This is a genomic window from Mycobacterium helveticum, assembly GCF_007714205.1.
Lineage (GTDB): Bacteria > Actinomycetota > Actinomycetes > Mycobacteriales > Mycobacteriaceae > Mycobacterium > Mycobacterium helveticum.
Genome location: NZ_VMQU01000027.1, coordinates 21,550 through 46,910, shown reverse-complemented (window position 1 = coordinate 46,910; position 25,361 = coordinate 21,550). Strand labels below are relative to the sequence as shown.

Here is a 25,361-nt window from a genome sequence, read left to right as displayed (position 1 = left end):
CTACCTGCTGCCCCGGCAAGATGACCCGCAGTCGGCGACCACCGACCGGTTCCCGGCGGCCTCACCGCACTACTAAGCCATCACCGCTATCGCCGCCCAGTCCTTTAGCGGCACATCCACGACGGTCCGCGTAACCGGCCCTCCCGCGACGTTCAGCGATCAAATCGATTCGGCTGAGCAGGATTTGATTGTCATCTCCGTCGTGACCGCCGGGCTGATAGCGCTGATCTTGCTGGTCATCTACAGGTCACTGTTTACCGCGTTGCTGCCTCTGTTGGTTATCGGGGTCAGCCTTGCGGTAGGGCGCGGAGTGCTCTCGGCGCTGGGCGAAGCGGGAATGCCGGTGTCGCGATTCACCATCGCGTTCATGACGGCGATTCTGTTGGGCGCCGGCACCGATTATTCGGCATTTTTGATCAGCCGGTATCACGAGCAGCGCCGCCAGGACGTCTCGGCTGACCTCGCGGTGATCAACGCAACCGCCACCATCGGCCGGGTGATCCTGGCCTCCGCCGCGACTGTGGCGTTTGCATTTCTGGCCATGGTTCTTTGCAAAGCTGAGCGTTTTTGGCGCGCTGGGCCCAGCGTGCGCGATAGCCGTCTTCGTCGGAGTCGCGGCCACCGTGACATTGTTCCCTCCGGTATTGGCGCTGGCCGCCAAACGGCGGCATTGGCGAACCCAAAGCCGACCGCACACGCCGCTACTGGAACTGGATCGCCGTGGCCGTAGTCCGCCGACCCACCCCACTGCTGGCCGCCAGCCTGGCCCTTGTATTAGGGCTAGCGGCTGTCGCGCTGACCATGCGCATGAGCTACGACGACCGCCAAGGAGAGCCGGACACAACCGCCAGCAACGAAGGTTATCACCTGCTGGACAGGCACTTTCGCAAAGATATCGTCATCACCCAGTTCATGGTCGTGGAATCACGGACCGATATGCACACCGGTAAAGGCCTGGCCGACCTGGATGAGATGGCGTCTCGCGTGTCGCAATTGCCGGGCGTCACCAAAGTATCCGGCGTCACCCGGCCCACCGGGGCACGACTCGATCAGGCACAGCTCTCTTGGCAAAACGTCCAGATCGGCAACAAGATGGCCGATGCCGTCGCCAAAGGAGACGCCCACAAGACCGATCTCACCAAACTCACCGGCGGTGCCGACCAACTCGCCAGCGGCCTGGCGCAACTTGACACCACCCTTCGCACAGCGTTGACTCCGCTGACCGGTATCCTTAACCAAGCCCAGTCCAGCGGCTCGCAATTTCAGCGCTTTCGCCCTCTGCTGCAGCAACTTTCGACTACCACACCGACCATCGACCAAGCTATCCGAGCCGGACCTGGGCTACGTCAAGAAGCTCAACAAGCTCAGAATGCGATCGCCACGATCGACCCGCTGGTCGGTGCGCTCAACACCTCCCCCTGGTTTGCCTCCACACCCGAGTGCACCCAGATCCGCGACCAGGTACGGATTCTGGTGACCTTGCGCGATGGCGGCTTTTTCAGCCAGCTCGCCAACCTCGGCGACATGTACCAGCCGGGCGGCGATACTGCGGGGGGCACCATGGCAGACCTGCAGAACACGGTCACCTCGCTGAACAAGGCGTTCGGAGCGCTCGGCGACCCCGCCGACATGGCCGGCAACATCCGCCGCCTCCAAAACGGCATCAGCCAGCTCGCATCGGGCGCACAAGCCCTAGCCACCGGTGTGCATACCCTTGCCGACAGCAACATCGAAATGTTGTCCGGCATGAGTCAGATCGCCACCCAACTACAGAATTCCGCGCGGTCCAGCGCCGGTTCGGACAACTCCAGCGGCTTTTGCCTCCCGGCTAACGCCTTCGAGAATCGCCAGTTCTCCGATGTGGCAAAGCACTTCCTGTCCGCTGACGGCAAGACCGCACGCTTCGCCATCGAATCCAGCTACAACCCCTACAGCAGCGAAGCGATGGATCTCGCTCAGAAGATCACCCAAGTTGCCGATGCTGCACGCCCAACACCTCCTTGGCCAACGCCAAAATATCGATGGCCGGATTCCCCGCCGTCAACTCCGATATCCAGCGCCTTCTGTCGGCCGACTTCCATCTGCTGGCCATTGCCACGCTCGTCATCGTCGGACTGATCCTCGTCGTTCTCCTGCGCGCCTTGGTGGCCCCGCTCTACCTGCTCGGTACGGTCGTGCTCAACTACGCAGCCGCACTGGGCATCGGGACGCTCGTTTTCCAATACGGCCTCGGTAAGAAAATCGCTTGGCTGGTACCGCTTTTGGCGTTCATCATCTTGATCGCGGTGGGCGCCGACTACAACATGCTGCTGATCTCGCGGTTACGCGAGGAATCCGCTCACAACATCCGCGTCGGCGTACTGCGCACGGTCGCAAACACCGGCTCAGTCATCACTTCCGCCGGGCTCATCTACGCGGCCAGCATGTTCGGCCTTATGGTCGGTTCGGTCGCGATCATGATCCAAGCCGGGCTCATCATCGGCTGTGGCCTACTACTCGACACCTTTGTTGTCCGCACTCTCACGGTTCCCGCGATCGCCACATTGCTCCGTGAGACCAGCTGGTGGCCGCAACGTAAACGTGAGGACGCTTGAAACTCTTGCATTTTGACTAAAATACCGACGATTACGCACCTTCATCTGAGTCATGAGCGGTGTTGGGTCCAGCGAAGCGGACGAGCTGGTCAAGAAGCTCTCCGAAACCGGCGATGTCGCCGTGGGCGGCGAAGTGTTCGGGTTCTACCGTGATGAAAACCGCTGTTGCGGTGAAACGAATGACGCCATCTTCACCGACCCCCTCGCCAGTGTAAGGCACGTCCTTGCCGCACGCTGATACGTGCGCTAATGCGGTGGGGCTGGTGTAGCGGAACCGGCGCTAGATACTCGATCGCGAGATTGCGCGTGACCGCAGGCGTGCCGGCGATCCACAGGGTGAAGCCCAAAAGGTCGTCGCACGCCGCCGCGATAGCCCCGCCGTGCGCCAAGCCGGGCGCACCGATATGACGCTCATCGAATGCCACATCGGCATATACCTCATCGTCCAGACGATAGACCTCTAGCTGCAGGCCACTGGAATTCTCGGGTCCCGCAACCCATACAGGTAGGCGTGTGTGACGGCAGGCGTTGCGGTTCAGTTGAATTTGGAGCATCCAAGGTTGCGGCCTCGTTTCCGGTTGGACGTGTTCGATAACTTCGGCCATTGCGGCCTTAAACGACGAGAAATCCCGCATTAAGGTGCCGAACGCAGCAACTTGGCGTATGCCGACCTGGCAAAGTGCAGCTCATGGTCACGGCGAGCCGCGCCGGGCGATCCAAGCGCCAGTACGGTCCGCTTCGGCGCGATACCGTTAGCACGGTACCGCAGGCATTTTGGACACGCTGCGTCACGATGGTCGAACACCGTCAGGGGGCCATTCGTCGACGCCGTCTTCGAGCGGCACATCCAGAGATCGCAGGAGCGCAGAAAAGAGTCGCCAGTTGCCAATCGCCGCGACAAGTTCTACAAGGAGCCCCGGGTCTGCTTGCAACGCATCTCGGCACACAGCCCACGTGCCATCCGAGATGGTGCCGTCACGCAGTGTCTCATCGGTCGCCGCAAGTACAGCACGTTCGGCATCGCCAAAGTGGTTAGCATTCTGCCAATCTCGCACCGCGAGCAGGTCACGCTCGGACACGTCGAGCATTCGTGCGAGTCGCCAATGTTGCGTCCATTCATAGACCGAGCCGGTGACCCAGCCGATTCGCATGATGATCAGCTCTCGCAGCCGCGCGTCGAGGTCCCCGGTCCACAGCAACGCCTCCAGCAGTCCGTTCAAGGCCATTGCCACACTAGGCTGGTGAAGCGCGATTCGGAATATCGACAACTCCGCTATGGCTTCGGGGATGCCACATTGAGCAGCGCGCCGGCGCGCGTCTGTCAGGCCGAGCATTTCGACGCGGTTTCCACTGCCCACAGTCGGTCCTTAAGTTCGTAGGTGCAGTTACTTCGTGTTGTTACGTTGTGCTGTGACCCGGGTGGGTCGGGTGAGGCGGCATGTCGGTTGCCGGCCTGGTGGTGCGGCTTGAAAGGACTGGCCGCCCGGCCTTCCTGGACTTCCTCGGGCCGCTGATTGAGATCTGCGACGTGATCGCTTGTTTAAGGAAATGCTGGCGGGGTTGTCCGTGGGGATCGTGTTGGCAGACAAGCGGATAGGAGATCGATGGCAGCGGGCCAGTTGTGGGCTGGGGTTGATGTCGGCAAGGAACATCACTGGGTGTGCGTGGTCGACAACAGCGGCACGGTGGTGTTGTCGCGCAGACTCGGCAACGAGGAGCAACCGATCCGTGCGCTGATCGGCGAGATTGACTCGTTGGCTGATCAGGTTGCCTGGACGGTGGACCTGACCACGGTGTATGCCGCCCTGTTGTTGACCGTGTTGGCTGATGCCGGCAAGTCGGTGCGCTACCTGGCGGGCCGTGCGGTCTGGCAAGCCTCGGCGGTCTATCGAGGTGGTGAAGCCAAGACCGACGCCAAAGACGCCCGGGTGATCGCTGATCAGTCGCGGATGCGCGGCGATGACTTGCCACTGCTGCATCCCGACGACGATCTGATCACCGAACTGCGGCTGCTCACCGCTCATCGCGCCGACCTGGTCGCTGACCGCACCCGCACGATCAACCGACTGCGCCAACAACTCGTTGCGGTGTGTCCGGCGCTGGAGCGGGCCGCCCAGCTCAGCGCTGACCGGGGCTGGGTAGTGCTGCTGGCGCGCTACCAGCGCCCCAAAGCCATCCGCCAGACCGGTATTTCGCGGCTGACCCGGATCCTGGCCGACGCCGGAGTGCGTAATGCCGCGGCCATTGCGGCGGCTGCGGTGGCGGCCGCCAAAACTCAAACGGTCCGACTGCCCGGCGAACAAGTGGCCGCCGGACTGATCGCTGATCTGGCGCAGGGGGTGATTGCCCTCGATGACCGCATCAAGACCACCGATGCCGACATCGAGGACCGATTTCGCCGCCATCCACTGGCCGAAGTGATCACCAGCATCCCAGGCATGGGATTTCGGCTCGGTGCTGAATTCCTGGCCGCCGTCGGCGATCCCGAACTGATCGGCTCGGCCGACCAGCTCGCCGCCTGGGCCGGGCTCGCACCGGTATCTCGAGATTCGGGAAAACGCACCGGACGACTGCACACCCCCAAGCGCTACAGCCGCCGGCTGCGCCGGGTGATGTACATGTCCGCACTGACCGCCATCCGCTGCGACCCGGCCTCCCGCGCCTACTACCAACGCAAACGAAACCAAGGCAAACGACCCATCCCAGCCACCATCTGCCTGGCCCGACGCCGCACCAACGTCCTCTACGCACTCATCCGCGACAACCGCACCTGGCAACCCGACTCACCCCCGATCACTCAGTCGGCGGCTTGACATCGTCATTGAGAGTCCTTTCAGTTGGGCACTGCTGGCACGTCAGGCCATCGGTACGAAGACGTTGTGCAAGGCCGGAATCGTGCCCGGCTCGCCATCGGCTAAGACGTCGAGTAATCGTGGTAGGCCCGCGAAACCGGCGACGTCCCGGGATAGTTCATCGAAGGGCCAACGCCCAGAGACGAGCAATTCGATCGCGCTCTGATAGGCGGGGTAATCGACCCCCAGCGAGCCGAGGACGCGTAGTTCTTTGAAAACGAGGAGGTCTGGCTCGAAGCCTGGTGCTCCGCCGCCGCCGCGGGTGCCGGCGATCACCACGCGTCCGCCTGGTCGAGCAAGTGCGACGGCGTCAGCGAATGCACCTGGCGCTTTGGCGGTGACGTCGACGACGACGTCTGCGAGTTGACCGGTCGCTCGTTGCAGGGCCTTGACCGGGTCTTCACGGGTCACGTCAATGGTCAGGTCCACGCCGAACTTGGACGCTGCGGCTAACCGTGGTCGATCGCGTGGTCCGAGTCCGGTCATAGCGACGAATGCCGCTCCGGATTCCTTCGCTGCTACGGCCGAGCAGATGCCGCGGATGCCTGGCCCCAGGACTGCGACGACGTCGCCTGACGCGGTCTCCGGCAGCGTGGCAGCCCATTTGATTCCCGCGCCCAGCGGGTTGAACAACGTAGCGACAATCGGGTCGAGTCTGTCTGGAATCGACAACAGCATGGAATCGAAGGGCAGATGCAGGTGCGTTGCGTACCCTCCCCACAGGCCGGGATCGATGTTTACGTCGACGAAGCCGAACATCGTGGCCAGTCCGTTGCGCGAGCACCTGCGATACTCACCTCGGCGGCACGCGTCGCACTCCCGGCACGATCGAAAAACCTCGACCGCAACCCGATCACCTGCCGACACACCCCAACGCGCGCTTGCGGCGTCACCGACTGCCTCAACGACACCGACGATTTCATGTCCCGGGACGAAGGCGAAGCCCGCTGGTAGGTGACCGCTGTACTGCTCGTGATCGGTTCCGCAGAGCCCGCACGCCTCGATCCGAAGGACTCCGGAGTGGCCGTCGACGGGCGGTACCGCAAGAGTGCGCCGCTCGAGGGCGCGCGGCTTGGTCAGCACGAGCGCATCGGCCTTCATGGCAGTTCGAATTCGACGCGCTGATCAGCGGGCCGCACAGTTACCTGACGTCCGACCATCATCTCTTTTGACATTTCCTTCGCCACCTTCGCATCGTCGTTGCGAGCCGCGACGCGCCGGCCGTCGGGTAGACGCGCGAGAACAGGCACCCACGAAGGGCCAACGTCGCGGTCGTGTACCACCGTGTAGCCGTCGATCGTTGCCCTACCGGATGTGTCGGCGGCAGAAGCGACTGGAACCGCAGTCGCATCAATCGCGGCCTGCGCTTCCGCCATGTCCGGTGTCTGCCACCCAGTCGGCGGCGGCGTCGCCGACCATAGGCCCAACGAGTGCTTCGTGATGTACCAACCTAATCCGGAAACCAGTCCTAGGGCGTCCGGTTCGCTTCGGCAGCGTCGAACCATCTCCACAATCGAGTGGCTGACATAGTTGTTACCCGGTCCTCCGTGGTAGGGCAATCCACCGGTCACCGTGAACCCGCGTGGATCCGCTGGATCGAGATCGAGCGCCTCGATCGCAACTTCGACCGCGGAAGGGAAGCAGGAGTACAAATCGAACCATCCGATGTCATCGGCGGAAAGGTCGCAGGCAGCTAGGAGCGCCCGTCCGACAGCGCGAATTCCCGCGGACCGACTGAGATCGGGCCGCTGAACCGGAAAGTACACGTCGTTGCAAGTGGCCGCGCACCATGGGAAAACCCATCGGTCACGAGGAACACCGATTTCGTCGGCGACTTCGGCAGCCATCATGACGAAGGCGGCTGCCATATCGACGGTGATAATGCTGTTGAGCATCTTGGGATATGGCTCGCACACCATCCGGTTAGTTGGCGAGACCGAGCTGAGCTCACTGGCAGTGCGCGCGCGCGGAAACCATGCCTGGCCGGGATGCCTCGATGCTTCGAGCGTGAAGGGGGCCATCAGGTTTCCCAGCCAGCGACGCTGCTCATCGAAGGTCCGGCCCGATCGAGCCGCAATCGCCGATTCGAAGACCGGGTACACCTGGTGCGGCCAACGCAGTCCAGCACACATCTCGGCCGCGCTCAGACCGGGGCGAGTATCGCCAAGTGACTCATCCCGGCCCTCAACGGGTTTCGGGTCTCGTCGCACCTGACCCGATCCAACCCTACGAGCTGACGCGCCGCTCTCCGCTCCGACGACTAACACCGCGTCGCTGACACCGCGCGCGATGCGGGCGCCGAGCACCTCAACGAGGTACTGAGGCGTATTACCGCCAACCGGACAACTGATGCGCCGTATTGGCGCCAGCCCAGCCGCTTCGGCAATCCTCGTCGCAGGATTGTCACGCGGAATCATCAAGATTCCGGGCGTCGCCACCATATCGATTCGATGCCCGATAGCAGCGCCCGAGTCCTGCAATGCTCGACGCACGGCCTCGGAAGCCAAATCGATGGGGTCAACGACACCGTCGTCGCGGTGCGTGATCTCACCAACTGCGACGACGACCGGAGTGCGGCGTGGAATCGGCAACGGTCAGGCCGCGGTCATCGTCGACGCCTTTGCGACATATCTGCGATATTGTCACATAAGGTGCTATACGACAACTGCTTCGATCGTCAGCCCACGAACGGCACGGGACGGCATACTTGAATGGTGACGAAAAAATCGTTGCGATGGGGCACGGCGACCGCCGCGAGCCGCGACATCGCCCGAGACCATCTGCTCGATGCCGCCGCAACGTCCCTCGAGAACAAGGGGCTACCGGGCACCACGATGGAGGACATCGCCAGGCAGGCCGGGGTGTCCCGCGCCACGGTGTATCGCTACTTTCCGAGTCGTGAATCCGTCATTTCCGGTGTTATCTTGCGGTCAGCCGAACGCTACCTCCGCCGCATTAGTGCGCGGATCGCAGCGCATGCCGATTTAGGCTCGGCGATACTGGATTTCGTCGAGGTTACACTCCGTGCGGCCCACCGTGAACCCATAATCGGATTGCTATTCGGCAGTGACGACGAACTCGCCGGCGTAGGGCTGGCCAAGGGTACGTCGGTGGCTTTGTTCGAACTCGTCGCCGAGTTCCTTCGCCCTGTCTTCGCCGCGCACTGGGATCAACTTGAGCGTGGGGTGTCGGTCGACGATGCATCCGAGTGGATACTGCGGGCTATCCTCAGCCTACTCACGGTCGAAGGCCCAAGGCAGCGCAGCCCGGAGGGCCTCGATGCTTTTCTACGAAGATTCCTGCTTCCTCCTCTGCTCACCACCACCCGGTCTTGCGCTGATGCAACAAGTACGGAGTAATGTCTCGTTAGTGGCAGCAGTATCGGTGAACGACGAGGGGCTCTAGACATGAAGTTCGAGCAGTTCAGCCAAGAGATTGCCGACGAGTTGCAGAATGCGGCGGCAACCGCGGGTGGGCTGTCCAGCTACTTGGGATTTCGGCACACCGAATTCGCCGCGGGACGTCTGGTTGTGGAGATGGATGCTCGGGACGACCTGATGACGCCGTTCGGCAACCTGCACGGCGGATGCTTGTCGGCGATGGTAGACCACTGTCTGGGCGTGGTGTTCTATCCGGTTATCCCAGCGGGATCATGGGTGGCCACAACGGAATTCAAGCTAAATCTGCTGCAGCCCGTGTCGAGCGGAGTGTGCGTTGCGGTCACCGAGATCATCGCGCTGGGCAAGCGTAGCGGTGTCGCCAGAATCGATGTCTCCAACGCGGGGCGCGCGGTATGCGCGGCGCAGGGAACCGTGACGGTGGTTAGCCCGAGGGGGTATTCCGGTTGATGGCGAGACTGAGCACGAGTGCCGTCCGAATTGGCTATCGCGGCCTAATCAAATGACTGTTACCTGCGAGCGAATCCGCACCGAAGACGGCGTCACCCTCACGGCGGATTTCTACCGGCACGACACCGCCCGCGCCGTCGTACTTCTCCTGCATGGTGGTGGTCAAAATCGCCACGCTTGGACCACCACGGCGCGCCGGTTGCATGCGCGCGGTTACACCGTCGTCGCCTACGATGCCCGAGGCCACGGCGATAGCGGGTGGGACCCGACTGGGCGATACGAACTCGCAGGACTCACATCCGATCTGCTGGCTGTGCGCGAACATGCGAGTGACGACCGCCCGCCGGTGGTCGTTGGTGCGTCGTTGGGTGGCATGACCATTTTGGGAACCCATCTGCTGGCACCAGCCGATTTGTGGTCAGCAGTCGTTCTTGTCGACATCACCCCGCGAATGGAGTTCCACGGTGCACGCCGCGTCGTGTCATTTATGGCCGCCCATCCCGACGGATTCGGCACGCTCGACGACGCGGCCGACGTCATCGCCCAATACAATCCGCACCGCGCTCGTCCCGAAAGCCTGGACGGACTGCGAAAAGTGTTGCGCCAACGCGACGATGGCAGGTGGATTTGGCGATGGGATCCGGCTTTCATCACCTCTAATTTTCAGTTCCTGCAAGGTGACCCCGCCACTGGTGCCGAACAGTTCGACGCGATCAGCGAACTGCTTGTTGAGGGGGCCCGTCGCGTGCAGGCACCAACGCTTCTGGTGCGCGGCGTCCTCTCGGATGTGACATCGCAGCAGTCGGTCGATGAATTCCTCCAGGTTGTCCCGCACGCCGAAGCGGTGGACGTTTCCGGCACAGGTCACATGGTGGCCGGCGACGACAACGACGCCTTCACTGCAGCAGTCGCCGGATTTCTCGACCGCACGATAGCCAATTCGGCCTGAGAACCTCTGAGCTGTGTGGCGCAGCCCAAAGCTGGCCATAGTTAAGGGCAGCCGACAGCTACCAAAACCAAGATATGCGTGACATCCATCCACTTAAGCAGGATGTGAATGGCCATTAGCTACAGTCGAGCGATGCACCTTCGTACCGTCTGCACCACAGTAACTTCCGGCTTGGTCGAGGGTTTCTCCCGAGACGGCGTGACCAGGTGGCGATCCATCCCCTACGCCGAGCCGCCCGTCGGGGCGTTGCGCCTAAGAGCCCCCCGGCCAATCGAGCCGTGGGAGGGAGTCTTGCCGTGTCACCGTTTCAGGTACTGTGCACCACAGCCGCGCAAATACACTTTTGTTGGCCTCGGCAAATATCAGCCGATGAGCGAAGACTGCCTGACGCTGAACGTCGTCGCGCCCGACACCAGATACGAGCGGCCGTTACCTGTGATGGTGTTCATCCATGGCGGCGCATACTTCCTCGGCAGCTCCGCGACACCGGTATATGACGGGGCATCGTTGGCTCGCAAGGGGTGCGTGTTCGTGTCAGTTAATTACCGGCTGGGCGCGCTTGGAGCAGTTGACCTCTCGTCTCTGTCTACCGACGCCTTCCGCATCGACGACAATCTTTATCTGCGTGATCTGGTTATGGCGCTCCGTTGGGTGCGTGACAACATCGCAAGCTTCGGCGGCAATCCCGACGCTGTGACGATATTCGGCGAGAGCGCAGGGGCACACGCAGTGGCGACGCTGTTGGCTGTTCCAGCTGCTAAAGGGCTGTTCGCTCAAGCCATTTCTGAGAGCCCCGCGGGAGGTTTGGCTAGTTCCCGTGAACAATCTGAAGAATACGCCGCAAGGTTTGCGGCGATTCTCGGAGCTCGGAGGCGAGACGCTGCCGCGGTCTTGCTGACCGCGCCGCCGACCGACCTCGTAGCGACTTTGGATCATCTGATCATGCAGGAAAGCCGCAACGCGCCGGGCGTATATCCGGTCGGTCCCACATATGGAACCGACTACCTGCCGCTGGATCCAATGGATTCGTTGCGCTTGGGAAAAGCACACCGAGTGCCTCTCGTCGTGGGTAACAATGCGGAAGAAGCCAAGCTGTTCACCCGCTTCCTGAAACTACTGCCAACGAACGAACCCAAGATCGAGCTGCTGCTATCGACTGTGGAATCTGCTGACCGTGAGCGGATTACGGCGGCGTACCCCTCTTATCCGAAAGCCGCTGCTTGTATTGAATTGGGAGGCGACTTCACGTTCGCATCGGTCGTATGGCAGATCGCCGACGCGCACAGCGCACACGCTCCGGTATACGTGTACCGCTATGACTACGCTCCGCGCACGTTGCGATGGTCCGGGCTGGGGGCCACTCATGCTACCGAATTGCTCGCAGTTTTCGACGTCTACAGAACGCGGTTGGGTCGGCTGCTCAGCGCGGCAGGCGACAAATATACGGCGCTGCGCATTACCGAGGATGTCCAGTCGCGGTGGTGCGCCTTCGCCCGCACAGGCGTGCCTGGCGCGGGTTGGCCCAGCCACGTCAGTGCCGACCATGCGGTGATGATCTTCGACAGGACATCGCGGGTCGAGTGTGACCCGCTTGCGGTTCGGCGCCAGGCGTGGGAGGGATTTACCTTCCGCCGCCCCTGACCGCATTCTGTGTGCATCTCGTTCCCGACATGCCGCGAACTGCCGCGGGCGAGGTATTCAAAGACAGAGCTTCGCCCGTAATTCGGCGGGGAGCGGCGTTCAGCCCTACGTTGAACCGCTGTTCGTCGCGTCAGCTGCTGATTACCACCACCACCTGGGAATGGAACCAGACGCCCAGGTAGTTGCGCGCGGAGCGCTTGAGCTTCAGCCTATCGGCTCGCGCTACGGCGGCGGGCCAAAAGTTTCGATAGTGGGATGGCCCACTCGGGTCAGAGTTGACCCTGCTGCCCGTGGCCATGAGAAAGTCCCCATCTGTGGCCGGTAGGAAGTCCCCGCTGGTGGCCAGGTAGAAGTCCCCACTCCTTTGCGGGCTCGTCGTGTCTTTTCCGGGAGCTGAGGGCCTGGGCGGTGACGGTGATAGCGCCAACTGTCACCACACCGCCCAGGGAGCTCTATTGAAGTCTGCAAGGGAGCGTATGAACATTATTTCGGCGTATCACCAGGTCGGCACCTATCGCGGCGCGGCCGAGCTGTGCGGCACCACCCATAAAACGGTCAAACGGGTCATCGAGCGGGCCGAGGCTGGTGGGCCGCCGCCGCGGGAGCCACGGCCCCGCAACCTCGACGCGTTCACCGACCTGGTCGCCACCCGGGTCAAGAGCTCGAACGGCAAGATCTCGGCGAAGCGGCTGCTGCCGGTGGCCCGCGCCGCGGGGTATCAGGGTTCGGCACGAAACTTCCGCCGGTTGGTGGCTGAGCAGAAAGTGTTGTGGCGCAAAGCCAACAAGCATCAACGCAGGCCGGCAGTGTGGTCACCGGGTGACTACCTGGTGATGGACTGGGCCGAAGCCGCGCCAGGGTTGTTGGTGTTCTGCGCGGTCCTGGCCTATTCGCGGTGGCGGTTCGTGCGGTTTGCCGCCGATCAGAAAGCCTCGACGACGTTGGCGATGGTCGCCGAAGCCCTGGAGGCGATCGGCGGGGTCCCGGCCAAGGTACTGGCCGACCGGATGGGCTGCCTCAAAGGTGGTGTGGTCGCCAATGTCGTTGTCCCGACGCCGGATTACGTGCGGTTTGCCTCCCATTACCCGTTGACTGAACTACGACACGCCTAGCCGCTGGTAGGCGCTCTTTTTCGGTGTTGTGGGTTAACGTCTGGGCCCGTGTCTGTTGATGGGGAGCAAGAGCGCGACATCGCGGTCCTGTCGGTGCCGGTGCTCGGCTCGTTGGTGCAGACCAATGATTCGTGGGAGCCGTTCCGGTTGGTCGACCCGACCGGTGCCGTCGTGGATGGGGTGTCGGCGTTCTTCCGTGATCTGCAGGCCGCGGGGAGATCGGAGGCGACGATCCGGTCTTACGGGATGGATCTGCTGCGATGGTTCCGGTTTTTGTGGGCGATCGAGGTTCCGTGGCAGCGGGCGACTCGGGTCGAGGCCCGCGACTTTTCGCGCTGGATGCTGGTGGCCGGCAAGCCAGCTCGTCCGCACTGGCGACGACCAACGGTCGTTCCGAAGACGAAGCAGCGCAAGGAGTCCTACTCGGCGTCGGTGCGTGCGCATAGCGAAACGGTGTTGCGGTCCTTCTACGACTTCCATCTGGATGCCGGCACGGGGCCGCTGGTCAACCCTTTTCCGCTGGACCGGGCGCGGCGAGGGCGCCGGGCCCACGCGCATCACAATCCGATGGAACCACACCGTAATGAGCGCAAGGGCTTGTATCGGCCGTCGACGCCGTCGCGGATTCCTCGCAGCATCCCCGACGAGGAGTTCAACGAGATCTTTGCGCGGCTGCCGTCGCAGCGCGATCGGGCGTTGGTGGCGTTCTACGTCTCCACCGGGGCAAGGGCCTCGGAGCTGCTCTCGGCTACTCAGGGTGGTGTCGACCCGGGCAGGGGCGTGATTGCGTTGACTCGCAAGGGGTCTCGGGCGATCCAGGAACTGCCGGCTTCTTCGGATGCCTTCGTGTGGTTGCGGCTTTATCAGGTCGAGATGAAGGGCCGTGTTCCGCAGGGTCGGCATCAGCCGTTGTGGTGGACGTCCCGAACTCCGTTGCGGCCGTTGACCTATCATGCGGTGCATCGGATGTTCGAACGGGCCGGGCAAGGCGCCGGAAGCACCGCGACACTCCATGCCTTGCGGCATACCGCGGCGTATCGGATGGCCGAGGACCCTGATCTTCCGTTGACCGATGTTCAGTTCGTGCTGGGTCATGCGTTGCTGACCACCACGCAGATTTACCTGACCCCGCGCAAGCAGGACGTAATCCGCAGAATCCTCGCCCATCATGCCCAGCAGACGAAAAAGGCCGCCGAGCGAGTGCAAGCACCGCCGGCACCTGGCTACCGCCCTGAGACACTGCGGGTGCTGTTCGGCGGTGAATCGCGATGACGGTGACCAGCATCGAGCAGCCCGCTGTCGCAGCGGCGCTGCCGGTCGATGCGCCAGTGGCGATGATCGCGTCTGCCCGGTCGCCCGGTGCAGAATGGCCGCGGACCCGGCAGGACCGCCAGAGCATCGACTCATTGTTGACTCAGCCGCCGTTCGCGCCGCCCAAACGTCACCGCCGTCACCCCGGCGCCTACGACGTCGCAGTCGGCTTGATGTTGGACTGGCTGCTGGACCAGCCGGGAGGTACCTGGCAGGACCGGTGGCTGGCCAGCGGCGCGGACGCCGACGGACGGCGCTGGCGGCACATCCCCGTGGGATGGCTGACCGCGCGTGGCCATGACCAGTCGTGGGCACATGACTGGTTCTTCCGGGCGTTGTTCACCGCCTTCGGCGCCGATCTCATCCGACCCTCGTTGAGTTGGCTTGCCGCAGCGCATTTCCGGCGCGGCATCCTGACCAACATTATGGCGCGCTGCCGCGATGCCGCCGGGTTCACACGCCTGCAAGCACTATGTTCGGGCGACCCGGACGTGTCATCAGCCGCGGTGACCCGCACGACCTACCGAGCGTCGCTGATCCTGGCGGCCAAGGGCGGCGCCATTGCCGACATCACCATCGGCGACATGCTCGAACTGCTCGACGCTGAGGCCGTGACGCTCAGCACCGCTCCTGGCGCCACGCATTTGTTCTACCGGGTATTGCGCACGATGGGTGTCTTCGGCGCCGATGCGCCGGCGACTCTGCGGGAGTTGCGCACGGTCGGGCAACGCACACCTGAGCAGTTGATCGACCGGTACGGGCTGGTCTGCCGTCCCATCCGCAATCTGCTCGTGGACTACCTCAAGGAACGCCAGCCCGCCCTGGACTACACCAGCTTGAACAGCCTCGCCAATTTCCTCGGCGGCCTGTTCTGGGCAGACCTGGAACGTCACCACCCCGGCATCGACAGCCTGCACTTGCCGCCCGAGGTCGCCGAGGCATGGAAACAGCGGCTACGCACGGTTCCCAAGACCATCCGAGCATCCGACGGCAGCGCGACTCAGACCCAGGTGCCGCGGATCAACTACCGTGAATGCCTCACCCCGGTGCGGGGCTTCTATCTCGACCTCGCTCACTGGGCCGTCGAAGACCCCGCCCGCTGGGCCGCCTGGGTGGCGCCCTGCCCGGTCGGGAGTGAAGAGATCAATCGGCGAAAAGACAAGCGGCAACGCAAGTCCCGCATGGACGCACGCACCCGTGAACGGCTGCCGGTGCTGCCGACACTGCGCCGCACCGCCGACCAGCAGCGCCGCGACGCCGCCCAGGTACTCGATGCAGCTCGCAGCACCCCGATCGGGCAGACCTTCACCGCGGCCGGCCGGACCCTACTGCGCATCGACTCGCCCCGCGCGGCAGCGGTCAAGGTCTGGGCCCAAGACGTGGGCACCGGCGCCCGCCATGATCTAGTCAAGCAGGAAGAGCAGGCCTTTTGGGCCTACGCCGCAATTGAGGTGTTGCGCGCGACCGGCATCCGCATCGAAGAGCTCACCGAGCTCTCACACCACAGCCTGGTTCAATACCGGCTGCCCACTACCGGCGAACTCGTGCCGTTGCTGCAAATCGCACCGTCGAAAATCGATGCCGAACGGCTCCTGGTGGTCAGCCCCGAACTCGCCGAGGTTCTCAGCGCGGTCATCTGTCGCGTCCGCGACACCAGCGGCGCGATTCCGCTTGTCGCCGCCTATGACCACCACGAACGCATCTGGCTGCCACCACTACCGTTGCTGTTTCAGCGTCGCAGAGGCTGCGAGCCTCGCGCCATTAGCGCCTCGGCGATCCGCTCCATGCTCGATGACGCCATCGCCGCCACAGGACTCACCGAGCCAGCAACAGGGCAACCGCTGCGATTTACGCCCCACGACTTCCGAAGGCTTTTCATCACCGACGCCGTCCTCAACGGGCTGCCGCCTCACATCGCCCAGGTCATCGCCGGGCACCGCGACATCAACGTCACCATGGGCTATAAGGCCGTCTATCCCGACGAGGCCATCCAATCACATCTGGCATTCCTCGCCCGCCGCCGCGACCTGCGGCCCACCGACGAATACCGCGCCCCCACCGATGAGGAATGGCAGGAATTCCTGGGCCACTTCGAACGCCGCAAAGTCTCCATTGGCACCTGCGGACGCGCCTTCGCCAGCAGTTGTGTTCACGAGCACGCTTGTGTCAGATGCCCGCTGCTCTGGCCTGACCCGACCCAACGGCACCGTCTGCTCGAGATCCGCGACAACCTGCTCGCTCGCATCGCCGAAGCCGAACGCGAAGGCTGGCTCGGCGAGGTCGAAGGACTCCAAGTCAGCCTCGCCGGCGCTGAAGACAAGCTCGCCCAAGTCGACCGGCGCAGCCGCGAACAGGCACCCGTGGAACTCGGAACACCTACCCTCCCAACGAAAACACCCAAGCGTAAGGAGACAGCTCCGTGAGTCTGACGTTCTATGTCCTGTTGTGGGCCCATCCCGGGACCGAGGACTCGCTGGTCGCCTACGAAGATACAGTCCTCTGCCTTGTCGCCGACCACGGCGGCAAGGTCCTGCAACGCGCGCGGAGCGACGGCGCCGAAGGTCGCCCACTGGAAATTCAGTTATTCGAGTTCCCCTCCGCTGAGGCGTTTGACGCCTACATGGCAGACTCGCGCCGAACGGCGCTGGCGTCCGAGCGCGACCGTGCTATCGCAAGGACCGAACTCATCAACGTCCAGCTGGTGTGATGCTGGCCGGTGGCTGCCTGTGAGGTTAATAGCTAAGGCGCACAGAAAAATTCAGACAATCCTGACGGGCCGTTGAGTTCAGAGAATACCGGTTCGTCCCGGACTTCTGCCATGGCGCGGATCCGCAATCGAAGGGGATCGTGGAGAACCTGTGCGGCTACGCCCAAGACGACCTGGCTGTCCCGCTGCTGACTGAAGCCGCCATCGCCGGGGAGCCGGTCGATCTACGAGCCCTCAACGACCACGCCGCGGCCTGGTGCGCCGAGGTCAACGCCGCGGTGCACTCGGAGATCTGCGCGGTGCCTGATGAGCGACTCGTTGAGGAGCGCACCGTTCTCAAGGCTCTGCCGTCGTTGCGGCTCGAGATCGGGGCTGGGTCGGTGCGCCGCAAGGTCGACAGCCTGTCGTGCATCCGCTACGGCTCGGCCCGCTACTCGGTGCCCCAGCGGCTCGTCGGGGCCACGGTGGCGGCCGTGGTTGATCACGGCGCTCTGATCCTGCTGGAACCGGCGACCGGGGTCATCGTGGCCGAGCACGAGTTGGTCGGCCCGGGTGAAGTCTCGATCCTCGATGACCATTACGACGGACCCCGCCCAGCACCCTCACGCGGGCCACGCCCGAAAACCCAAGCAGAGAAACAATTCTGCGCCCTTGGACCCGAAGCCGAACAGTTCCTGGTCGGTGCCGCCGCGATCGGCAACACCCGACTGAAATCCGAGATCGACACCCTGCTTGGGCTCGGTGCCGCCCACGGTGAACAGGCGTTGGTCGACGCCCTGCGCCGGGCGGTGGCGTTTCGGCGGTTCCGCGCCGCCGACGTGCGCTCCATCCTCGATGCCGGCACCGGCACCCCACAACCCCGGCCCGCCGGGGATGCGTTGGTCCTGGATCTGCCTAGCGCCCCGACCCGATCTCTGGACGCCTACAAGATAGCCGGCACGTCGACAGATGGGACGGCATCATGACCGCCACCACGAACACGGCCAAACCGGTGGACCCGCCCTCGGTGGCGCCATTGGCTGCCGACCTCGACGCCGCACTGCGTCGGCTGAAGCTGGCCACGGTGCGTCGTAATGCCGCCGAGGTGCTGCAGGTGGCCAAGACGCAACGCTGGACCCCTGAGGAGATTCTGCGGACCCTGGTCGAGGCTGAGATCGCTGCCCGGGATGCGTCCAATACCGCTAACCGCCTCAAGGCGGCCGCGTTTCCCGTCGCCAAGTCCCTCGACGGCTTCGACGTCACCGGGTCATCGGTCACCCAGGCCACGTTCGACTACCTATCGAGCCTGGAATGGATTCGGGCCCAACAGAATCTAGCGGTCATCGGTCCGCCCGGCACCGGGAAAAGTCACCTGCTCATCGGCTGCGGACACGCCGCCGTGCACGCCGGTTTCAAGGTCCGCTACTTCACCGCCGCCGACCTGATCGAGGTGCTCTACCGCGGCCTGGCCGACAACACCGTCGGCAAGATTATCGACACACTGCTGCGCGCGGACCTCGTCATCTTGGACGAGATCGGCTTCGCCCCGCTCGATGACACCGGCACCCAACTGTTGTTCCGGCTCGTCGCCGCCGGCTACGAGCGCCGCTCGCTGGCCATCGCCTCGCACTGGCCCTTCGAACAGTGGGGACGATTCCTGCCTGAGCACACCACCGCCGCCAGCATCCTCGACCGGCTACTGCACCACGCCACCATCGTCATCACCTCCGGCGAGTCCTACCGGATGCGTCATGCCGACCACAAGAAAGGAGCCAACAAGAGTTAGCCAATCACCCGCAACGGGGTGGGGACTTCACGTGGCCACCAGCGGGGACTTCTACTTGGCCATTGACACCCTGCCGGACCTTACACGCGATGTGAGCGGCGCCATACGCTGGCGCTACGAATGGATTAGGTCACTAATGTGAAGGATCACCACATGACCGAGATGCTGACCCAGATGCAGGCGCTTCCCAGTGAAACTCCGCTCGAAGACGAGGCGTTGGCGGCTTACGAGAAGAAGTTTCGGGAGGACAACACGATTTGGGCTGAGTTGTTGCAGGAGAACCTCGACCGGCTCGGGCGCGGCTCGTTTTCGCTGCACTGGATGAACACCGACAAGGCCAATTGGGGTGTTCGCGCGCGCCCGAGTTCGCGGGGGTTGACCTATACCGACATCAACCGCCCGCCAGCCTACGGCACGCTGCCCGAGCACACGACGTGGCGCAACTTCGCCCCGCGCGGCTCTGTGCGTGAGCCCTATGTTGACCAGATGCCGACCATCGACGCTTATGACATCCTCGACAAGAAGGAGGCCTGGGCGGACAACGTCATGACGCTGTATGAGGAGGCCAAGGCACGGCAGTGGAACTCCACCAGCGATATTCCGTGGAACGAGCTGGAGCCCGCCAGTGAGGATCTGGAGAAGGCGGCGTGCCAGCTGGCTACCTCTTTGACGGAGGTTGAGTTCGTCGCCGGTGACTTTCCGTCGCGGTGGGTGTATCGCACCTCACCGGATTTCTACGAGGTTAAGAACTTCCTCGTGACGCAGATGATGGACGAGGCCCGCCACATGGAGGTGTTCCGAAAGCGTGCCCTCGCCGGCGGGGGAGGCTTGTTGCACGCCAGCCCGGCCCTGGAGTGGGCACTGAAGGCGATCCTCGAGTCGCCGAGCCACACCCAGGGCACGTTCCTGCTGAACGTGCTGGGCGAAGGGCTTGTCCTTACGATTTTCCGGGCCGGGGAGTACCTGTCCAAGACGCATGTCGACAAGGAGATCTTCCGGCGCTGCATGCAGGACGAGGCCCGTCACGTGTCGTACGGGACCCTGGAATTGAAGAACTTCCTCGACAGCTCGACTGATCGGGAAAAGGCGCTTTCGGATATGCATCGCTTCGCCGATCTTGGCGAGCAGATCATCCTCACCGCACTGAGCAGTCCCGGGCTGTTGGAACCGCTGGCCGTTCTTATGGGCGGTGGAGTGGACAAGATCGACGAAGGTATGGAGGGTGTGTCGTTCCTGTGGGGGACGATTATTGAGGAGTACCTGCAGCGCTGTGAGCGGGCCGGGTTTGACCGTCGCGAGAAGGTGACGATCCCCTTGGAGATGCCGTGGACGGCGTAAGTACGAGCGCAGATCTTCCTACCGTTGAGTGGTTCACCAGGCTGGCGGAGGTCAGTAAGGCTGACCTCGCCGAGTTCCGTAAACTCGGCGAGGTCGACTGCCGGTTTGCCGTCAACATCTTCGATGGCGGCCCAGATGGGTCTGCGTTGATTGTCCAGCTCACGTTCGACGGCTTCGAGGTGAGCGAGATCAAAGAGATCAGCGACACAGGGTTGGAGTCGATGGATTTCGTCATCGAAACCGACCGTGATTCGTGGCTGGACATGGTGGACAACATCCGCGCCGGAGACGGCCGACCGGACCTCGATCACACCCTCAACGCCTTGAGCATGGCGTCGACGCCGATACGGGTCTGGTCATCTGATCCTCTGGGCAAGGACATGTTTTTCCGCTACAACCAGAGTTTGCAGCATTTCATCAACAAGAGCGCTCGGCTGTGAGTCGCCGCTGAAGAAAAGGAAAGAGCATGAGCGGCACTCGGCGAGGCCATTTCTACATCGATGACACGTGCATCGGGTGCGGAGCGTGTGAGCACTCGTGCCCGGGACGGGTCGATGCCATATCCAAGAAGGCCGACGATTTCCTGGGCCGATTCGTCATCGACCTCGATGAATGCATCGACTGCGGGAAGTGCGTCCCGCTGTGCCCCGTCGATTGTATTCACGACGGGCGGGTCGAGGCGGCATTTGTCCCGGACAATGGCTACACGAAGATCGGAAAGCTATACGACTGGGCAGCGCGCAAAGATAGCTGATACATCAAAAGATCCAGGAGCTGAGGGATTGGCATCAGATTGGTGGCCGGGGCCACGTGTCGCGCGGCCGCTTGGCGCGGAGGTTGATTCTGACCTCTCTGCCAAAATTCGGACAGGCGATAGCTGTGGCTTCGACCCACAATGTCAGCTGCCGCATGAGCTCCCGCCGCGTCGCCGTCAGCTTTGCCGATCTATCACGACATCATCATCGTGGTTTTTCGGTCAGACCTCGCGGCGTCCCGACCATCACCACCCCATCAAATGACTAGGAGTTGTGTCATGGGCGTTTTCAAAGACGGCGTCGAGGCAACGAAGTACATTGCCGGGATCTTCGAGGAGGCGGTGGACGATGAGTCGATCGCCGATCAACTAGCGGCATCCGGTGTTGTGCTGCAGCTCAACTGCTCTGACCCGGATATCCAGGTTACGGTCGACATGCCTAATAAGAAGGTGTTCACCGGGAACTGTGACATCAAGCCTACCGTAGCGATGTTCATGACCTCTGACATGGCCAACCGGTTTTGGCAGGGCAACCTCAATCTCGCTGTCGCGCTGGCCAAAGGCCAGGTCCGCGCCAAGGGGCCGGTTCCAAAGATCCTGAAGCTTATTCCCGTCGCCAAGAAGCTTTTCCCGCGGTACGAGGAGCTGCTGCGGGCTGAGGGCCGTACTGACCTGCTGGTTGTTTGACGCGCGTCGACAAGTCGTCAAGCTGTATGGCGTACATCAAGCTCCTCGAGCGTAGATGTTCGAACGGGCCGGATAAGCGTCGGCCTGGTCGCTGCGACCGGCGTCTTGGTCCGCGCCGCACTTGAAGCCCTGCGCTACTAGGGTCCTGCGTCTGAAACCCGTTTACGGGTGTGGGGCAGGATTTCGTCGGGGTCATTTTCCATACCTGGGACTGTCTGAACAACGGTGGATCTGATCTTGGTCTGACACGCCGGGCGTGAGCTTGGCGGGAAGGACTGATGATGTCGGAAACACTCGACTTCGGAATGGCCATTGATCGTCAGCAGACTACTTTCCCGTGCTGACGACCGACGCCGCCGAATCGGCTCGACGGGGGACAAGTTTGTCCTGGTTCGTGGCGCGCTGGGTGCTCAACAGGCGAGTGCCCAGCCGCTGCAACGCCTCCACTGAGAATGGTTGTGTCATACGGCGGTTGACAGCGGGGGCAATGCGGAGCATGAAATAGCCCAGCCAGGCCTCGGTGCGCACCGGTACGACCGCGAGATCAAACCGTACAGCACGCACGGCGGCGCGAGCGACGAGGTCGGGACTCATCGGTGAGATCGGAAACTTCTCGCCAAATTCCTGGAGCTTCTTGGTGAACTGTTTTCCTTGTTCGATCAGTTCGTGGTTGACGCCGACAACCACCGCGCGATCACCTATATTGGTATTGATCACACCCGGGCATATCGCGCTGACGCCGATGCCTTTCGGTCCGAGCTCGAGCCGCAGGCATTCGGTCAGCATCTTCACGCCCGCTTTGGAAACCGAGTACGGCGACATAACCGGGGTGGGCGTGAATGCCGCCGCCGAGGCGATATTGACGATATGGCCACCGCCGTGTTCAACCATCTGGGCGCCGAAGAAACGGCACCCATGAACGACGCCCATTAGGTTCACACCGAGTTGGCGTTCCCAATCCGACGGACGCAGCTCTAAGAACGGGCCGCCCACCAAGATTCCTGCGTTATTGACCAGCACATCGGCGTATCCGTAATCGGCTAACACGCTGCGAGCGAGCGCCTCCCAGGCATCGGGGTCGATAACATCCAATTGCGCCGCCGACGCGCTGCGGGCATGACCACGGATCATCGCCGTGGTCGCTTGTGCCGCATCCAGATCGATGTCGGACACCACGACATGGGCGCCGAGCTTGGCAAACCTGATCGCTGTCGCCCGGCCAATACCGCTTGCAGCCCCGGTGACCACCACCACGCGTGGACGCAACCGATTGACCTTCACGCGTTCTCCTTCCTCATGGCCCCGATCGCACCCGGAAGCTTAACGCCCGTACTGTAGCGGTAGACATCAAGGTTGTAATGTCGGTTCTGCCAATACATTTCGCCATGCGTCGACGGCCGAAACGGTGAATCGCCCTGGCTGTTGATATAGTAGGTATTCGAATCCGCGCAGGTCGGAGTGAACAGAAAGTTCTTTTCCTGGCGCTTCAAACACTTCCGGAAATACTCGTCGTGGACTTCCTGACGTATCTCGCAGACCGTCGCGCCGCAGCGCTTCGCCTCGGCTATAGCGCGGCTCAGATGAGCCGACGTCGCTTCGATCATCCACAGATATGATCCCAGCACGAAGCCATAAGGCCCAGTGATGGAGAACATGTTCGGAAATTTGGGAACAGACACGCCTTGATACGACTGGTATCTCTGCTCATACCAGAACCGCCCGAGATCGATGCCGTCGCGCCCGATGACGGGAAAGGGTGGCACTGCACCCGTATCCCACAGCTTGAACCCGGTCGCGCATATCAACACGTCGACCTCGTGCTCTACACCATCCACTGTCCGCACCCCCTTCCTGGTTATGCACTCGATCGCATCGGTGACCAGGCTGACATCTTCGCGGTTGAATGTGCGGAGGTAGTCGTTTGACATCGATGGGCGCTTGCAGCCCAAGCCATAGTGTGGGATCAGCTTCTCCCGAATTACTGGATCCTCGATTTGCCGACGCATCCAGCGGCGTGTAGCTAGCTCGAGCAGCTGGCGAGTCCCGTTCACTAGCCACCCTGGACCGACCCACATCCCCGCCATCCCGATCTCAGTTGCGACAGTGCCCACCGTGCGGATAGCCGAGCGGATTCGTTTACGGCCCAGGACCCATCGGCCGACGGACTTGATCTCCATATCCGGTTTGGGGAACACCCAGATCGGCGTTCGCTGGAAGACGGTCAGATGTTCGACCTCGTCAACGATGGCCGGGACAAGCTGGAGCGCCGTGGCGCCCGTGCCGATCACCGCGACGCGCTTACCGGCCAGCACCACGTCGTGATCCCATAGCGCGGTGTGCACGAGCGCACCCCCGTACTCGTCCAAACCTGGGATATCGGGCATCTTCGGGCGTTCCAGGCCGCCGACCGCCATTACGACATATCGGCTCGTGATCTCCTGGTTGCCGGCGGCGGTCAATCGCCATAGACTGTTGTGCTCATCAAACACCGCCGAGGCGACGGTGGTGTTCAACCGAAGCTTCTCACGCAGGCCGTATTGGTCCACGACGTCATCGGCGTAATCCCGAAGCTCGTCACCCGGAGCGAAGATCCGCGACCAATCACCGCGCTGCTCGTAGGAAAAGCTGTAGACAAACGACGGAATATCCACCGCCACACCCGGATATGTGTTCGCATGCCAGGTGCCGCCCACCCGATCCCACTTGTCGACGATGACAAAGTCGTGAATACCTCTCCGTTGCAAGGCGATACCGGCGCCGATACCGCCGAACCCAGCGCCCACAATGACGACGTCATGGTCAGGAGTGACACGCTCGGCAGCAGGTAACTGTTCAATCTCGACTTTTGTACTCAATTCGGGCTCGCCGGACTTGCTGCTACTTTTGGTAACCCACAAGGGTGCCATGGGTCCCGAACAGTTCCTGCTGCCACTTGTTCAGCAGCGCACGGGTGTCGACATCGTCGGGATGAAAGCCGGGTTTCATGTAGATGCGCAGGTCGGCCATCAAACCCTTGAGCAGCGGGCCTCGAAACACAGCACGCGCTTGACGCGTCACTTTGATCGGATGCCACCCTTTAGGGTCCGTCGCGATGGACAGCAACACGCCGATCGTTATCACCGGGATGGCCAGAACGTATAAAACCCCCATCACACCGATGCGAAGCCACTCCGGCCCGCGGACCGACCGGTAAACGTCGAAGGCAACCGATTTGTGCTCCAGCTCTTCCACCGCGTGCCAGTTGAGCAGGTTTCGCACCTCGGGATCACCAGGGATCTTCTGTAACTCCTCGCCTAGCATTCGCTCAGCCAGCGTGGCAGTGAAGTGTTCAGCCGCTGCAGTGACCGCCAGGGGTACCCGCGCGGGCAGCAGGTTTTCGATCCGCACCAACAGCCGCTGCCGCCGACTATTGGCATCGAACATGAAAAAACTGACCAGGGGATAGCCCCTGTCCACCAATTGCTCGTTGAGCCGGCGGTGTTCCTGCCCATGCACCGACTCCTGACCAATGAATCCGGCCACCCGCTTCTTTAACTCCGGATCGGTCACCCGATCGGCGAAGCGCCGGACCGACCTGATAAATAATTCCTCGCCGGGCGGAAATATGCCCGACAGCAACGCCACAAGGTGGCTAAGCACGATGTCGCCCTCAACGAAGTGACGCTGCATCGGCTGCGGATCACCGAATGAGAACCGAATCCGGCGAGTTTTCGGATACGCCTTTTTTGCTGGTCTTTCCGGTGCCATTCCTGTGTTCGCAACTGCTGCGTGACTAGCTACCATGACACTCTCCTTTGTTTTGA

Annotated in this window: 19 protein-coding genes and 4 pseudogenes; 16 read left to right on the top strand and 7 right to left on the bottom strand. The window is 62.4% G+C overall.

All coding sequences use genetic code 11. From position 1 onward, the window contains the following. Positions 1-76: 76 nt before the first annotated feature. Positions 77-2,594, top strand: a pseudogene (locus tag FPZ47_RS08780) (MMPL family transporter); the annotation flags it as partial. A gap of 31 nt (positions 2,595-2,625) precedes the next feature. Here FPZ47_RS08780 and FPZ47_RS08775 read toward each other — a convergent pair. Beyond that, a pseudogene (locus FPZ47_RS08775) lies at positions 2,626-3,095 on the bottom strand (PaaI family thioesterase). 287 nt (positions 3,096-3,382) lie between these two features. After that, the gene (locus tag FPZ47_RS08770; RefSeq protein WP_372457562.1) at positions 3,383-3,952 is read right to left on the bottom strand and encodes a carboxymuconolactone decarboxylase family protein; all 570 of its coding nucleotides are present in this window, start codon (positions 3,950-3,952) and stop codon (positions 3,383-3,385) included. A 246-nt stretch (positions 3,953-4,198) separates the two neighbouring features. On the opposite strand from FPZ47_RS08770, the gene FPZ47_RS08765 reads away from it, so the two are divergent. Further along, positions 4,199-5,407 carry an IS110 family RNA-guided transposase gene (locus tag FPZ47_RS08765; RefSeq protein ID WP_007172600.1) on the top strand — a complete coding sequence of 403 codons (1,209 nt, stop codon included), beginning with the start codon at positions 4,199-4,201 and terminating at the stop codon, positions 5,405-5,407. A gap of 42 nt (positions 5,408-5,449) precedes the next feature. Here FPZ47_RS08765 and FPZ47_RS08760 read toward each other — a convergent pair whose 3' ends face one another. Further along, positions 5,450-6,547, bottom strand: a complete 1,098-nt coding sequence (locus tag FPZ47_RS08760) for a zinc-dependent alcohol dehydrogenase (RefSeq protein WP_007172287.1) — start codon at positions 6,545-6,547, stop codon at positions 5,450-5,452. Continuing rightward, entirely contained in the window at positions 6,544-8,037 is a 1,494-nt protein-coding gene (locus FPZ47_RS08755; RefSeq protein ID WP_007172286.1) for an acetyl-CoA acetyltransferase, read from the bottom strand. Before FPZ47_RS08755 ends, FPZ47_RS08760 begins: the two co-directional genes overlap by 4 nt. 120 nt (positions 8,038-8,157) lie before the next feature. Here FPZ47_RS08755 and FPZ47_RS08750 point away from each other — a divergent pair, with 120 nt between their 5' ends. From FPZ47_RS08750 to FPZ47_RS08685, 14 genes and pseudogenes are all read left to right on the top strand, one after another. Then, positions 8,158-8,805, top strand: a complete 648-nt coding sequence (locus FPZ47_RS08750) for a TetR/AcrR family transcriptional regulator (protein WP_046182710.1) — start codon at positions 8,158-8,160, stop codon at positions 8,803-8,805. A gap of 48 nt (positions 8,806-8,853) precedes the next feature. Next, the gene (locus tag FPZ47_RS08745; RefSeq protein ID WP_007172283.1) at positions 8,854-9,294 is read left to right on the top strand and encodes a PaaI family thioesterase; all 441 of its coding nucleotides are present in this window, start codon (positions 8,854-8,856) and stop codon (positions 9,292-9,294) included. Positions 9,295-9,346: 52 nt separating this feature from the next. Beyond that, positions 9,347-10,243 carry an alpha/beta fold hydrolase gene (locus FPZ47_RS08740; protein ID WP_033721570.1) on the top strand — a complete coding sequence of 299 codons (897 nt, stop codon included), beginning with the start codon at positions 9,347-9,349 and terminating at the stop codon, positions 10,241-10,243. A gap of 132 nt (positions 10,244-10,375) precedes the next feature. Continuing rightward, positions 10,376-11,884, top strand: coding sequence for a carboxylesterase/lipase family protein (locus tag FPZ47_RS08735; RefSeq protein ID WP_033721569.1), 1,509 nt, complete (start codon positions 10,376-10,378; stop codon positions 11,882-11,884). A 455-nt stretch (positions 11,885-12,339) separates the two neighbouring features. Continuing rightward, positions 12,340-12,969: pseudogene (locus tag FPZ47_RS08730) on the top strand (helix-turn-helix domain-containing protein); the annotation flags it as partial. Positions 12,970-13,044: 75 nt separating this feature from the next. Continuing rightward, on the top strand, positions 13,045-14,268 hold the full coding sequence (locus FPZ47_RS08725; protein WP_042909842.1) for a tyrosine-type recombinase/integrase: 1,224 nt from the start codon (positions 13,045-13,047) through the stop codon (positions 14,266-14,268). After that, a complete protein-coding gene (locus FPZ47_RS08720; protein ID WP_046182709.1) occupies positions 14,265-16,730 on the top strand; it encodes a tyrosine-type recombinase/integrase in 2,466 nt (821 codons plus the stop codon). The genes FPZ47_RS08725 and FPZ47_RS08720 overlap by 4 nt, the downstream gene beginning before the upstream one ends. After that, complete coding sequence (locus FPZ47_RS08715) at positions 16,727-17,014, top strand: DUF1330 domain-containing protein (RefSeq protein WP_042909843.1); 288 nt, start codon at positions 16,727-16,729, stop codon at positions 17,012-17,014. The genes FPZ47_RS08720 and FPZ47_RS08715 overlap by 4 nt, the downstream gene beginning before the upstream one ends. 86 nt (positions 17,015-17,100) lie before the next feature. Then, positions 17,101-17,979: pseudogene (locus FPZ47_RS08710) on the top strand (Mu transposase domain-containing protein); the annotation flags it as partial. After that, positions 17,976-18,779, top strand: coding sequence for an IS21-like element IS1612/ISMav1 family helper ATPase IstB (gene istB / locus FPZ47_RS08705; protein WP_042909844.1), 804 nt, complete (start codon positions 17,976-17,978; stop codon positions 18,777-18,779). The pseudogene FPZ47_RS08710 and the gene istB, both read left to right, overlap by 4 nt. A gap of 153 nt (positions 18,780-18,932) precedes the next feature. Next, positions 18,933-20,117, top strand: coding sequence for a ferritin-like domain-containing protein (locus FPZ47_RS08700; protein WP_007172279.1), 1,185 nt, complete (start codon positions 18,933-18,935; stop codon positions 20,115-20,117). Further along, positions 20,105-20,557, top strand: coding sequence for a hypothetical protein (locus FPZ47_RS08695; protein WP_007172278.1), 453 nt, complete (start codon positions 20,105-20,107; stop codon positions 20,555-20,557). The genes FPZ47_RS08700 and FPZ47_RS08695 overlap by 13 nt, the downstream gene beginning before the upstream one ends. 26 nt (positions 20,558-20,583) lie before the next feature. After that, complete coding sequence (locus FPZ47_RS08690; RefSeq protein WP_007172277.1) at positions 20,584-20,871, top strand: NADH-quinone oxidoreductase subunit I; 288 nt, start codon at positions 20,584-20,586, stop codon at positions 20,869-20,871. A 279-nt stretch (positions 20,872-21,150) separates the two neighbouring features. Further along, complete coding sequence (locus FPZ47_RS08685; protein WP_007172276.1) at positions 21,151-21,558, top strand: SCP2 sterol-binding domain-containing protein; 408 nt, start codon at positions 21,151-21,153, stop codon at positions 21,556-21,558. A gap of 327 nt (positions 21,559-21,885) precedes the next feature. On the opposite strand, the gene FPZ47_RS08680 is transcribed toward FPZ47_RS08685, so the two are convergent. The 3 genes from FPZ47_RS08680 to FPZ47_RS08670 are packed head-to-tail and all read right to left on the bottom strand — an operon-like array spanning position 21,886 to position 25,305. Beyond that, complete coding sequence (locus tag FPZ47_RS08680; RefSeq protein ID WP_007172275.1) at positions 21,886-22,839, bottom strand: SDR family NAD(P)-dependent oxidoreductase; 954 nt, start codon at positions 22,837-22,839, stop codon at positions 21,886-21,888. After that, the gene (locus tag FPZ47_RS08675) at positions 22,836-24,464 is read right to left on the bottom strand and encodes a flavin-containing monooxygenase (protein ID WP_007172274.1); all 1,629 of its coding nucleotides are present in this window, start codon (positions 24,462-24,464) and stop codon (positions 22,836-22,838) included. Before FPZ47_RS08675 ends, FPZ47_RS08680 begins: the two co-directional genes overlap by 4 nt. Next, complete coding sequence (locus FPZ47_RS08670; RefSeq protein ID WP_007172273.1) at positions 24,436-25,305, bottom strand: metal-dependent hydrolase; 870 nt, start codon at positions 25,303-25,305, stop codon at positions 24,436-24,438. The genes FPZ47_RS08675 and FPZ47_RS08670 overlap by 29 nt, the downstream gene beginning before the upstream one ends. Between the last annotated feature and the right edge of the window lie 56 nt (positions 25,306-25,361).